Below are 13,789 nucleotides of genomic sequence, written 5' to 3' on the forward strand. Positions count from 1 at the left end.
CGGAGTTTTCCGCTCTCTTGCTTTCTCCTACTGACCCTTCCATTGTATAGCTCCTTAATTTCAGACCATGCAAAACCCTATAGTACAGCCTGAAAACATCAATATAGAAAGCGGCACCTATGAAGTGCTTCAAAAGAGATTAGCCCAAAGCCGGCAGCTACTTACCGAAAAGCTTAACTCTCTAAACGAAGCTCGCAAATCGGTTTTTGGTTCATTGGAAACCAATTTACTTACCACCGAGAGGATACACACAGCAAATAACTGTATCCCATATGACATGGTCTCGCTCGGAGGACAGTTTATTTTTGGCTATAATGTGCACCTCGGACTCAAAAATCAGATAGAACTCTCCGATGTTTTTAGCATCTACACATATCATGAGCACAGCTTTCATGAGCAAAGCCTGGCGTTAGTTGAAGATGAAACTTTTGTCAATGATTTTCAGAAGCTATACAAATATTATAAAGACACCATTTTTACCCGCTTTGTCAGCTCGGGGCCTTACCTCTACATGGTTTTCAGAATCAGCAAAGGTTTGGATGACATTAAAGCATTTAAGTGGCAGGTTCAGGGGGATAAATTAGTCTACCTGGATGACCGAAGCGAGCTGGAAATAAAACAGGCTATTCAGCATGAGTTTCGCTGGCAAAGAGTCTCCAGAGACGCACACCGCAAAGGAAAACATCCACACATTTCAGTTGAAGATAAAGTCTTCGTTGAGACACTAAACGGAAAGCTCACCATAAAAATAGAAGACAATACTGATTCTGGTCATGGTATATATGAGGAGCCTGTAGATGATCCAGATCAAACCCTGGACGACGTTGAAATCTACTACAGTGTGTTAGAAAACCTGGTACTCCTAAAAATTCGTCCGTATCAGGAGAAGCAGTTCCGCTACCTCATCTTCAATACAAGACTACAGGAGGCCCGACGAATAGATGCAATAGAAGAAGCCTGCCTGCTCCTACCCGACGACCAGGGAGTATTGTTTCCAAACGGCTATTATCTTCAGACCGGAGCCACCAAACTGTTTGAAAATGAACTACCTGACCTGAAGTTTGAAAAGAAGGTGCTCTCTCCAAATGGAGAAGATTTTCTATATGTATTTTACAATCGTGAGCAAGGTGTATATCAGCTACTTTTTTATAACCTGATCACTCAGCAGATGGGTACTCCTATCGTATGTCATGGTTACGCTATTTTTGATAATGGCGAACTCTGCTATTTTAATGCGGACCAGGAACCTAAAAAACACCACGCCATTCGTATCTGGCAAACTCCTTTTGTAGGACCTAATTATACCCTTGCACAGCAAAGTGACTCTTATCTGTATAAAGTTGGTAATAAGGATATTGTACGTCTTATGGCCGAAAGCCAGTTACTTATTAAGCTTATTGATAAGGGAGAAAACTACGAAAACCTCTACCTGGAATTAAAAAAACAATCTTCTACCATACTGGAAGCGTATTACTGGCTGGATAGAGCTGATGCTTTTCACATTAACGAACCAATACAGCAAATTTGTGATACTGCGGCTTCCGCGATAGATGAGTATGAGAAGGTTGTAAGTATTCGTAAGCAGACACACGAGCAATTATCCAATGTTAGCAAAAGTAGTGAGGTACTCCTCAAAAGTATACGCACCGCTCGTTACGCTCACATTCAGGAGTTTGTAGACCACCTTTCTGAACTTAGAAAACTTAGAGGTGAGATTGTATCGCTTCATGAGCTACGTTATATCAACAAACAGAAAGTAGAAGATTTAGAGCAGCAGGTAGAGGAAAGAAACGAAAAGCTGGCCCATCATTGTATTCGCTTTTTGTCACAAGAAGCGTCTCTGGATCCTTACCAAAATAAAATTGAAAAAATACAGGCAGAAATAGACCAGCTGAAGAAAGTGGTAGATGCAGAAAAGGTGGAAGCAGATATTAAACAAAGCTCGGCTGACCTGGAAATGCTGGTTGAAATAGTAAGTAACCTTAAAATTGAGGATGCCACACTCACTACTCAAATTATTGATCGTATTTCGGTGCTGTTTGCGGAATTCAATAAGATTAAAGCCGCACATAAGCGAAAACGCAAAGAATTATTAGGCAAAGAGGGAAAAGCAGAGTTTGAAGCACAAAAAAAGCTGGTCAATCAGGCCATGCTCAACTATCTGGATGTTGCAGATACCCCCGACAGATGTGATGAATACCTGAACAAGCTGATGGTACAGCTGGAAGAACTGGAAGCTAGATTTGCTGAATTTGATGAGTTTGTTAGTCAGATCAATGACCTGCGGGAGGACTTGTACAATGCCTTTGAAGCCAGAAAAGTACAGCTGGTAGAAGCTAGAAATAAACGGTCAAACACTCTGGCACAGTCAGCTGAACGAATACTCAAGGCCATACAAAACCGTGTTAAAAGCATCAGTGAGATAAGTGAACTGAACGGCTACTTTGCCAGTGACCTCATGGTTGAAAAGGTCAATCGTATAGTAGCTGAGCTCAAAACACTACAGGATACTACCAAAGCAGATGATGTATTGAGCCAACTCAAAAGCCTGAAAGAAGATACTGTTCGCCAGATCCGCGACCGTTCGGAGATTTATGCTGAAGGAGGTAATACTATCCGCCTTGGCAACCATAGTTTTCTAGTAACTACCTCTAGCTTGGCTCTTACTATCCTCGTCAAAAACGGACAGCTGTATTATCACCTTAGTGGCACCAACTTTTATGAGCCAATCTTAAATAGTGAGCTTTCTGCTTATAAGCCCTACTGGGAACAGGCCATACTATCTGAAAACGAGGAGGTATATCGCGCTGAATATTTGGCTTACTTACTTTTTAAAGCTTCTGAGCGCAGAGAAACTGCCCCCCTACACCAACTGGCCGATCTAGACGAAAAATCACTCCTTACAGTAGTGCAGGAGTTTATGGCTGGCCGATACGAAGAGGCTTATGTAAAAGGTGTGCATGACCATGATGCTATGCATATTCTAAAAAACCTATTGCAAATATACCAGTCGGCTGGCCTTTTAAGGTTTCATTCGGCTGCCAGAGTATGTGCCGCACTCTGTTGGAAATATTTCCTGAAAAAAGAACAAAAGGACTTTATCAACCATCAGCTTAAGGGTGCCGGCGCTATTCTCAAAGTTTTTCCAAACAGCGCTGTTTTTTCTGAGCTACTTGAGTTATTGCAATCAGAAATATCTCAATTTCTTAAAGCCTACCCCCTATTTACAGAATCTCTTTCAAAAGAAGCGGCTCTGTACCTCTTTGAGGAATTAAGTAGTGATGATGACTTCATATTCTCTCAACAGGCAAAGACAAAACAAGAAGCATTTGAGAAATACCTGGACAACAACAAAAATCGCAAAGCATATGAACAATCAGTACAGAGCCTGAAGGCACATCCTTTTACTCAGTTTGAGCTAATCAAAAAGTGGGTATCATCCTGGACACAGGAGTATGGCCATGAGGGTGTAGCAGTAGATGAAGTAGCCTTCCTACTGTTTAGCGATCATGACACTTATCAGACACATAACACAGAACTTAGCATAGCACTTAGCGGCTTACAAGGCAATCACTCCTTACTCAATGAAGGCAACTATCAGCTTGACTACGTCGCGTTTATGCAGAAACTAAGGGTTTTTGCAGAAGAAGCCGTACCTGACTTTAAAGCTTTTCAGCAGTTGAAAAAGGAGTTGACGCAGCAGTTTGAAGCAGAACTGAAGCTAGATAGCTTTAAACCTAAAGTCATGAGCGCTTTTGTCCGCAACCGACTAATTGACAAAGTCTACTTTCCTCTCATCGGGGCTAACTTAGCCAAACAAATTGGCGCAGCTGGTGCTGATAAACGCACTGACCGTATGGGCATGCTACTTCTGATTTCGCCCCCTGGCTATGGTAAAACGACATTGATGGAATACGTAGCCAACCGCCTGGGTATCATTTTCATGAAAATCAACGGGCCCGCTATCGGACATACCGTCACTTCAGTAGACCCGGAAGCAGCGCCTAATGCAGCAGCCAGAGAAGAGCTACATAAGCTCAACCTGGCCTTTGAAATGGGCGATAACGTTATGATTTACCTGGATGACATTCAACATTGCCACACAGAATTTTTGCAAAAATTTATCTCCCTTTGTGATGCTCAGCGAAAAATTGAAGGGGTATACAAAGGTAAAAGCAAAACCTACGACTTCCGTGGAAAGAAGGTGTGTGTAGTTATGGCCGGAAACCCCTATACTGAAAGTGGAGAAAAATTTCAGATACCCGACATGCTTTCTAATCGTGCAGATATTTATAATCTGGGTGATATTATTGGAGACTCTGCCGATGATTTTAAGCTGAGCTATATTGAGAACAGTCTTACCTCAAACCCTGTCCTTCATAAGCTCTCCAGCAAAAGTCAAAAAGATATTTATGCTATGATCCGTATCGCTGAAAGTGGAAGTCGCGAGGGAATAAGCTTTGAAGCTTCACATGCAGTTGAAGAAGTTAACGAATATGTAGAGGTGCTGAAAAAAATGATAACTGTCAGAGATGCTGTGCTTCGTGTAAATACGGAATATATACGCTCCGCAGCTCAGTCAGATGAGTACAGAACCGAACCTGCCTTTAAGCTACAGGGCTCTTACCGTGATATGAACAAAATGGCAGAAAAAGTACAGCCTATTATGAATGAGAAAGAGCTGCAAACCTTAATTATGTCGCATTACGAAAATGAGGCCCAGACCTTAACAAATGGCGCAGAAGCCAATCTTCTCAAATTTAAAAAGATGAGCAATCAACTTAGTGATGCAGAAGCCAAACGCTGGGAGGAGATTAAAAGTATTTTCGCAAAAGCGCAGCAAACCAAGGCTTATGGTAATGGTGTAGGCCCGGCGGTAGAAAAAATGAATGATATTTCTAACAGTCTTAAGCTCATTGCCCAACATTTAACAAAAAACGGACAGGCATAATATGAAAAGTATAACTATAGTTTATGCTTACTCCTTAAGCTTTTTTTTACTTGATTGCTCGTAGTTGAATTATTTCATATATATGAAGGTGAATACTACGAGCAATCATTCCGAAGCAATATTTTTAAGTCGCTGGCCACGCTTTTTTGCGGTAGCCTCCTGTATCTTTATCGGAATATTTCTGCTTTTGCCTTCCAGCTTACTTTTAAGCACTTTATTTACTCTTTTTTTTTCTGCTTTTATTTATACCGGGAGGTGCTTATGGAAACCATTAGGCACTTGGGGTGGTGCGGCTAATGCAATTACTGCACTCAGAACTTTAGGCATACTGCTGTTGCTGTTTTTTCAGGCAGAGTTGCCTCCGGCAGCATTTTTTGTTGTAGGAATACTGATACTAATCGCCGACGGACTAGACGGTTATTATGCCCGCAAATATAATACAGTATCTGCCTTCGGAGATTTATTTGATAAAGAAACTGACGCTTTCTTTGTACTGGCTTTTTGTATTATCCTGATCAAAAAAGAGCTGATAGGTATGTGGGTAGTTTGGCCTGCCCTACTACGCTACATCTTTGTATTGGTACTTCACACCTTCCGTATACAACATATAGTTTTGTCCTACTCTTTTCGCAGGCAGTTTATAGGCATGTGGTTTATGGGTACTATCATGGCCTGTTTTGTGCTGCCCAGACCTGTTTATACCGCAGGGATGATTTTCGCTACAGCTATGCTAGCTTATTCTTTTATGAAAGATACTTTTCTGATGTTAAAACTTAAATCAGATCAGGGGTAAGCAAAAATATCGCTATGGTCTACAATGATCTCCAGTTTATGGTCATGCGACATTTTCTTCTTGGCCTCCAGCCATTCTTCCAGATCTATAATCTCTGCCGGACTCAAATTTAGATCGCGAAGCGCGTGTTCAAAAAAGTGCAGCAGATAATGATGCATAGTAGTATCATATCGTTTTAGATGCCACTGACTCCCCTCCTGCTCTACTAACATTTGGTGCTCAGTAAGAAGATCAAGCATTTCTTCGGTGCAGTTAGGCCCCATAGCCGAACCAAAATCCTGTGGTCTTGTCATATGGGTATGGAAGTACCTTACAAAACGGCCATCTTCCTCATCATAAGGCAGAAATGAAGTTTCGTAATAATTTAGTGTGGCCATCAGGCACACATTATAGGCAGAAAGCTTGCAGGCAAAGCTATCAAACTGATCGTAGCTTAGTAAGTCAAACAATGCATTGGCCGTCACCACATCAGTTTGTTTAAGGTCGGTAAGGTGTTCTACGTTTTCTAACTTACCCTGGCTCATCTTTACCAGGGCCTGCTTTGCTCCATCTTTTATGCATACCGAACCATTCTGTTCTATAAACTCGTAGTTTTTCTTTTTAGCGAAACGATATAGCTTTTCCCGGCAGGCATTCAGTAGCGGTCCTTCACAGTCTATAAATGTCCACTCCTGCTGATTAGGAAATTTTTCAAAGTAATACTGAAAGTTAGATCCGGTACCAGAACCTGCATCTACCACTGTCAAAGAATCTCTATCCTCAAAAAACTCAAGGAATTTCTTTTCAATATTGGCATTTCTTGCTTCGGCATCGCAGTTGAAGCGATGATCTAACCACATGATAGGATCGTCGTAATTGATATGCATAACTTTAGATATAAAAATCCCTAAACAAGTTTAAAAAAAAAGCAGCTGCCTGCTCCCACTGGTAGGGCTGGGAAGAGGTACGTGCCACTTTTGCTGATTGCCAATATTCACGCATCAGCCTGTCATTCCTACATAATTCTATGAAATTTCCCGCTAATTTGAAAATATTTGGGCTTATCAGACCTTTTCCTTTCAGTAAATGCCTTTCCGTGAAGCCCCCTTTGCACAACAAAAGCGGCAGACCACAGCTTTTTGCCTCTTGAATAGCCATACCAAAAGTCTCCATTTGTGCAGCAGACACAAACAGATGATGCAGACTATATTGCTGTAATACTTCATGGTGCTCCATCTCTCCGCTAAAGTGCACCTTACTTTTTAAACTACTGCTTTGTACCAGCTTTTGGCAAGATTGGTAATAAGCCGGTTCCATATCGGTACGACCGATAATATTGATCATAAAATCATCTTCTGCCTTACTTAAATAGGCTAGCTGCTCAAGGAAGCTGAGTATACCTTTACGCTCAACTACATTGGCTACCATTATAGCTTTCAGGGGTTTACTCAAACTTGAAGAAGGTACATCCACCACGCTATAGGCAGGCTCTACTACCATCATATGGCCTTCCATCTTCTTTTCCAGAAGGTAAGCTTTTGAAAACTCGCTGGTCAGGAGGAATACATCAAAAAAACGCAGTACCGGAGCCTCAGCTTGCAAAAAGTATTGCTCTGCATCTATCCCCTTTGGTGGAAACAGGCTTTGCAGATGATGCATAATAAAAAACGAAAAAGCCTTTTTAGGGCTGTATTTCAACAGCTTATGCATCTCTTCTACAAAAAGGCTATCTACACCATAGATGCCCGCCTTATCTGCCTGAATTACCTTATGGTACTCAGGAAAACTCATAATTTCTACGGACTGACCTAACTGAAGTAGCGCCTGTATCAGCTTTTCATTATACAGATTACCCCCTGAGGGCAAATGCCTGTCGTCTGGCAGTACAAAATTAATGGTTTGCGGAAGTACCTGAACCTGGCCACTCATGGCATTAGGCCACTTTGCCTTCATAAGACGCCCAGGCTACATGCGACTCACCCAGCGTAATTTTGAGGCTTCCTGTAAAGCTGTCTTTTATCTCATCGCTTATCTGCTGATGGATGTAGTGGGCCAGAAATTCTGTAGTGGTAAGTTTACCTTTGAACTGCGCTAACTCATCCAAATTCTGGTACTTGAGAGGAGCCAAGGCCTGTTGTAGTTTTTTGGTAGCAATATCAATATCTATGACAATATTATTTTCATCCAGTTGCTCAGATTTAAACTCAGCATCCACAACATATGTAGCACCATGCATATGCTGCGCAGGGCCAAAAGCTTTGGCAGGTAGTGAATGCGCGATCATCATATGATCGCGAATGGTGACTGTGTACATAATAAACGGTTTAGCTTAGGTATAATCAATCGCCCAGCTCAACTGGCTGAGGTTTCCATTCCTTATTTTATCAAAAAGTGAGGGTACTTCCTTAAAATCAATTGTCTGCCCTATATGTTGGTCAAATGCGGCATCTTTCAACAGCTCCATTATAGTAGATTTTCGCCTTTGGTAGTTCCAGCGAGCACTCTTGTTGGCAGGAATCTGTGATACCTGCGAACTTAGAATTTGCTTGCGCTGATAATGAAAGCTCCCTCCTAAAGAAATGTTAACAGCTTGCTCTCCATACCAGCTTAGCTCTACCACTTTGCCTTCCATACCTGTATGCTCTATGCAATGTTGTAGTCCGGCACTGCTGCCGCTACAATGAAAAGCTATATCGTATTCTTTAAAACGGTCTACCAGAGAAAAGCCCATAGCTTCTGCTACGCCACAACGCACTTCATCAGTATCAAATACTGAAACTTTTACACCCGCTATTGCCTGAAGCAGACGAGCAGTAAGTGAGCCAATTATGCCAAAGCCTATCAGAAGCACTTCATCTCCAATACTTACTCCTGAGTCCCAGACCGCATTGAGAGCAGTTTCCAGATTGGAAGCTAAAACGGCACGCAAAGGAGGTATATCTGAGGGAATAAGCGTTAAGTCACTGGCATGTACCAGGCAAACATTTTGATGAGGATGAAGCAGATGAACCATCTCTCCTACCCATTCGTCAGGCCCTTCTATAACTTCGCCTACCAGGGAGTAACCATATTTGATAGGCAATTCAAAATTACCCTCCATATAGGGTACTGCCATTTGCTGCTGTAGGCTTGCAGGCACTTTACCAGAAGCAACCAGGCGTTCGGTTCCCGTACTGATCAGGCTGTAATGAGCTTTAATCATACAGTCAGCGCCGGCAGGACTTAAGACCGGGGCAATTTCGGTTTTTCGCGCTGAGCTATGCCATACCGCTTCAGCTTCGTTCATAGCTTTGAGTATTCATGGTACCTACAAACATATAAGTATTACCCATGGGATAAAAAGTAAAATGGTCAAAGTGAACTGCCTGATCTACCTGCCCGATTTCCGGTAGCTTAAAGCTGCTGATGCCTGAGCCAAAAATCATAGGTGAGATGTGTAACTGCACAATATCAGTGGCTTGCTCTTCGATAAAGGCGGATGTAGTAGTGGCCCCACCTTCTATGTATACCGAATGTATACCTCTCTGATACAAAAATTTCATCAACTCCTGGCAGTCTATTCGGTCGTTGGCATTTGCCTGAAAAGCTACATATTCTGTTTGAGGAATTTGTGGGTCTTTACAAGTACCCACAATCAGCACATGATCTTTGCAGTGCTTCTTCAGGCTGCTGTAATCCGCATCGCTGGAGCATATTACAATTCGCTGTGGATTTCTACCTTCTACCAAGCGTACTGTAAGGGCCGGATGATCATAATTGAGTGTATTAGCACCAATCAGTATGCTATCGCATAGTGCACGCATACGGTGAGCATGTATCAGGTTCTCCTGATTGCCTATCCATTTAGAGTCGCCACTTTGAGTAGCAATTTTTCCGTCTAGCGATTGGGCAAAGTGGGTTACACCTACTGCCCTACCCATTTGCCGGGCATGCAGGCTCAGGAAACAGTAGGGCAAGTATGCTTTAAGAAAACTGAGCTTATCTTCTGTCAGGTTTATATTTTGCACTACCTCCAGCTGATAAGTATTGAGCTTAAAAATATTGGCCTGCTTATGCTCTGTAATGTGCTCGGGATTGAGCACTACCATAAGCAGTAGGCTATCTTTTGAGGGTACAGGTAAGTGATTAATTCTGACTTCGGGTGATGCTCCTAACTGCAAAAAGCAATAATCTACTTTGTCTTCAGATTTTTTAATATTATCTGCAAGAAGTAATAATCCTGACCAGTAGTCTTCTATCTCCATATATCTACAATAAGCCCTTTTATGTAAATGTTTAGCCTTATTTACTGATATCTAAGAGGTGGCCCATCAGGTTTTGTTTGGTTTGCAGATAATCTAAATTTTCTTCGTGAGGCTTTATCTCTATCGGTACTCTGCCCAGTACTTCTACACCTGACTCTTTTAAGCTTTCCAGCTTATCCGGATTGTTAGTCATTAGCAGTACAGAGCTTACTTCAAGGTCTCTGAGTATATCAATTGCAATGCTGTAGTCTCTTTCGTCTATTTCAAAACCCAGGTGCACATTGGCTTCGGCGGTATTCAGCCCTTTGTCCTGTAGGTTATACGCTTTCATCTTGTTAATCAGGCCTATACCTCTTCCTTCCTGTCGCAGGTAAATTACTACTCCGCCATCTTTTCCGGTCATTTTCATAGATTGATCCAGTTGCTCGCCACAGTCGCAACGCAGAGAGCCAAACACATCGCCGGTCATACACTCAGAATGTATACGTACCAATACCGGTTTGCTAAAATCTGTCTTATCGCTCACCATAGCCAGGTGGGGCATGGGGTTATCCGCCTCTCCGGAATATCCGATCATTTTAAAAGAACCAAAGCGAGTAGGTAATTTCGTTTCTGCTTGTCTTACTAATTTATGTGTCATATGAGTTTTCAGCTCTTCAGTACAGATACTTCTACGGAGGAAGTATGAGCGGTGTTAGGTTTACAAATATAGAACAGAAAGTTCACCAAGTTACATTATTTCCGATTAGCGAGAAACTTCCACCTCTACCATCTTTACTTCGCTTACCTTACTAATCAGCAAATAGGAGATTACAGCAGCTAACAGATGCGATAACGGGTAGGCGGCAAGTATACCATCATAGCTGTCTAAAAGGACTGCACCGTAGGCAAATGGAAGGTAAAATAAAAACAGGTGGCACAAGCCTAATGCTGTAGCCCACCAGGGTCGGAGGTATACATTAAGCACAGTCAGGCTAATCATTACAAAACCATTTACAGCATAGCCCCAGGGCACGATGCTTAAATAGTTGTTCAACGCTTTAAAGGTGGCAGCATCGGTAGCAAATATGGCACTGATATCTTCTCGGAAAAAACTGATAACGAAAGCTGCGACTACCCCTAATGCAAAAGCATATGAAATACCATATTGTAGCCCCTTCTGAGCACGCTCATGTTTCAGAGCACCCAGGTTTTGCCCAATAAATGGAGCCATTACAGAAGTAAGAGAAGTAAAAGAAAGTATGACCAGCATATCTATACGAGACCCTGCCCCGTAGGCAGAAACAGCCGCATTACCAAAATGGCTCAGCAGTTTGACAAAGAGGGTATTGCCCAGAGGTACCATCACATTGGTAAGAGCTATAGGAAAAGCCATAACTACAATAGGACGCCATCGGAAGGCGTTTACCGACGCCCAACTGATAGAAGTGTTTTGCTTAAGCTCTTTCCATAGGTATGGTACGGGTATCCACATACTTACAAAGATGGCTAAAGTAGTAGCCCATGCTGCTCCGGCAATGCCTAGTTTGGGAAAGCCAGCATAACCGAAAATAAGCAAAGGATCTAGCACCGCGTTTATAGCTACAAGTACCAACATGGTATAAGTTAGCAGTTTATGGTTGCCCAGTGCTCGTGCCAGACTCGTTACCGCCACCAGCAGGCAGAGAAAGAACAATCCGGGTACTAGTATGTCAAAATAGGCCATCAGCTCGCTGAGCACATCTTTTCTGGCGCCCAACTGCACAAAAAGGGCTCTGCTTCCCAATGATAACACTCCCCACATTAATAAGCCAAACCCTAAAGCAAAGCTAAAACAGCTAACGATAAGCGAATGCAGTTTTTTTATTTTGTTTCTCCCTGCTGCATTGGCTACCACCACTACCATTCCTGCCCCTATCCCTAGCAGCATGCTCACCAGCAGCGTCATTACCGGAGTAGCATAACTGATAGCGGTAAGGGCATGGCTACCCAACTGGCTGATAAAGTACACATCTATCAACATAAAAGAAGCCATCATCAGTACTCCCAGCAGCAGCACACCCGATTGTTTCAGTATATATTTGGCAATATTTCCATGCAAAACCTGTGACATAGGCTGCAATTAAGCAATAAACTCACGAACGGACTAAATGATTAATATGATTTTCTTAATTTACCCCCCTCTTTAACTATAAAATTACAATTCAAATGCACAATCAGGTCGTTGTCATAGGGAGCTCCAACATAGATTTGATTGCCCGGCTTAGTCACCTTCCCAAGCCCGGCGAAACTGTAGGTAATGCCGAATCCAGTCAGGCTCACGGAGGCAAGGGAGCCAATCAGGCAGTAGCTGCCGCACGTGCCGGGGCTGCTGTCAGTTTTATCACTTCTCTGGGAGACGATGCCTTCGCTGATAGTATGCTCCAGGACTTTAAGAGAAGCGGTATCAATACAGACTATGTTGTACAGCATAAGAATACGCCTACCGGTACAGCCTATATTTGGGTAGATGCTCAGGGAGAAAATAGTATAGCGGTAGCTCCGGGCGCCAATTATAAGTTAAGCCCAGACTATATAGATGAATGTAGAATACTTATCTCTGGGGCAGAGCTAATTTTGCTTCAGCTGGAAATACCCTTTGAAACGGTAGAATATGTAATAGACCTGGCTGCCAGCCTGGGAAAAAAGGTTATGCTTAATCCTGCGCCTGCTCAAAAACTGGAACGCAAACATCTGAAAGCACTCTATAACCTTACTGTTAACGAAACAGAAGCCGCCATGATCAGTGGGCTGCCCGTTGACAGTCCGGAACAGGTAATGGAAGCAGGTAAAAAGTTACTAAGCATGGGCCCGGAAATGGTAGTGATTACCCTAGGCTCTAGAGGTGTTTTTTATCTGACTAAAAGAGAGCAAAAGATGGTAGAAGCTTATCCGGTAAAACCGGTAGATACCACTGCTGCCGGGGATGTATTTTGTGGAGTGCTGGCTTCGCAGATTGTACAAAACAAAAAAATGATGGAGGCTATCAAATACGCGAATGCAGCTGCTGCTCTATCTACTACCCGATTAGGAGCTCAGCCTTCTGCGCCCAATCAGCAGGAGATTAAGGCTTTTCTGGACCAGCATGAATTTTAACAAAAAATGCATATCAGAAATTAGTAAAATCTAGCTTCTGATATGCAATACCTTTATAGTATTATGCTTTAAATGCTCTTAGCGCACCAGACAGTCGGTCTTTAGGTTCGGCATCCTTAGCTTCGCAGAGCGTGTCGTAGTCGCCGCGAATAGCTTTTAGTATATTTTTCTCCCGGTTGATTTCATCTTTGGTACGAATACCCTTTTTCCGGAAGAATATTAGTGGAGGGCACCAGCCCTGCAAACCATGTTGTAGTAGAAACGCAGCTACAAGGGCAGGTAAAATAATAAACCTACGGTTCACTAATACACTCAAAGCTATACCTAACAGACTTAGGGTAGATGCATTCGTTTCTAGCGTTCTTTCTATATCCCATTCTTTATTCAGCATTCGCAGCCTGCGGTCTATAAACTCAGGGTGTTTGGCATAAAACTTTATCGTGTCATTTGTATCTCTTAGTATCCGGAGATTGTCTTCTTCTTTAGTGTTGTCAGCTACTCTGTCAGTTAATGTTTCCGTATCTTCCATAATGATCACTATTTAGGCAAAAAATTATATTTAGGTTCAAAAAGTATACATTTAACGTTAGTGCATGAATAATTAGTATTCATGCTTTATTGCATATACCCAAACATCGCTATTTTGTTCAGCATTGCTTACGCTTAATTTGATTTTTATCAGGTTGTCAGGTATGCAGATGGCAAATA

General features: G+C 42.4%; 11 protein-coding genes. 3 read left to right on the top strand and 8 right to left on the bottom strand.

The genetic code is table 11. The features are described 5' to 3' along the window. Positions 1-67: 67 nt before the first annotated feature. Positions 68-4,951, top strand: a complete 4,884-nt coding sequence (locus PZB74_RS00875) for a DNA repair ATPase (protein ID WP_302240003.1) — start codon at positions 68-70, stop codon at positions 4,949-4,951. Positions 4,952-5,033: 82 nt separating this feature from the next. Further along, positions 5,034-5,744: a CDP-alcohol phosphatidyltransferase family protein gene (locus PZB74_RS00880; protein ID WP_302240004.1), complete on the top strand. Its 711-nt coding sequence runs from the start codon at positions 5,034-5,036 to the stop codon at positions 5,742-5,744. On the opposite strand, the gene PZB74_RS00885 is transcribed toward PZB74_RS00880, so the two are convergent. The 7 genes from PZB74_RS00885 to PZB74_RS00915 all read right to left on the bottom strand — a co-directional run bounded on the left by PZB74_RS00885 (position 5,735) and on the right by PZB74_RS00915 (position 12,059). Next, the gene (locus tag PZB74_RS00885) at positions 5,735-6,610 is read right to left on the bottom strand and encodes a hypothetical protein (protein ID WP_302240005.1); all 876 of its coding nucleotides are present in this window, start codon (positions 6,608-6,610) and stop codon (positions 5,735-5,737) included. The two genes, PZB74_RS00880 and PZB74_RS00885, sit on opposite strands and share 10 nt — an antisense overlap. 4 nt (positions 6,611-6,614) lie before the next feature. Further along, positions 6,615-7,676, bottom strand: a complete 1,062-nt coding sequence (locus tag PZB74_RS00890; protein WP_302240006.1) for a glycosyltransferase family 4 protein — start codon at positions 7,674-7,676, stop codon at positions 6,615-6,617. Beyond that, positions 7,657-8,037: a 6-pyruvoyl trahydropterin synthase family protein gene (locus PZB74_RS00895; protein WP_302240008.1), complete on the bottom strand. Its 381-nt coding sequence runs from the start codon at positions 8,035-8,037 to the stop codon at positions 7,657-7,659. Before PZB74_RS00895 ends, PZB74_RS00890 begins: the two co-directional genes overlap by 20 nt. 15 nt (positions 8,038-8,052) lie before the next feature. Next, on the bottom strand, positions 8,053-9,009 hold the full coding sequence (locus PZB74_RS00900) for a zinc-dependent alcohol dehydrogenase (RefSeq protein WP_302240010.1): 957 nt from the start codon (positions 9,007-9,009) through the stop codon (positions 8,053-8,055). Then, complete coding sequence (locus PZB74_RS00905; protein WP_302240011.1) at positions 8,996-9,967, bottom strand: RibD family protein; 972 nt, start codon at positions 9,965-9,967, stop codon at positions 8,996-8,998. The genes PZB74_RS00900 and PZB74_RS00905 overlap by 14 nt, the downstream gene beginning before the upstream one ends. 37 nt (positions 9,968-10,004) lie before the next feature. Continuing rightward, complete coding sequence (gene ribA, locus PZB74_RS00910) at positions 10,005-10,607, bottom strand: GTP cyclohydrolase II (RefSeq protein WP_302240012.1); 603 nt, start codon at positions 10,605-10,607, stop codon at positions 10,005-10,007. Positions 10,608-10,712: 105 nt separating this feature from the next. Continuing rightward, positions 10,713-12,059, bottom strand: a complete 1,347-nt coding sequence (locus PZB74_RS00915; protein ID WP_302240014.1) for an MATE family efflux transporter — start codon at positions 12,057-12,059, stop codon at positions 10,713-10,715. A 95-nt stretch (positions 12,060-12,154) separates the two neighbouring features. On the opposite strand from PZB74_RS00915, the gene rbsK reads away from it, so the two are divergent. Beyond that, positions 12,155-13,081 carry a ribokinase gene (gene rbsK / locus PZB74_RS00920; protein ID WP_302240015.1) on the top strand — a complete coding sequence of 309 codons (927 nt, stop codon included), beginning with the start codon at positions 12,155-12,157 and terminating at the stop codon, positions 13,079-13,081. Positions 13,082-13,142: 61 nt separating this feature from the next. On the opposite strand, the gene PZB74_RS00925 is transcribed toward rbsK, so the two are convergent. Continuing rightward, entirely contained in the window at positions 13,143-13,610 is a 468-nt protein-coding gene (locus PZB74_RS00925; protein ID WP_302240017.1) for a hypothetical protein, read from the bottom strand. Between the last annotated feature and the right edge of the window lie 179 nt (positions 13,611-13,789).

The sequence above is a fragment of the Porifericola rhodea genome, from assembly GCF_030506305.1.
Lineage (GTDB): Bacteria > Bacteroidota > Bacteroidia > Cytophagales > Cyclobacteriaceae > Catalinimonas > Catalinimonas rhodea.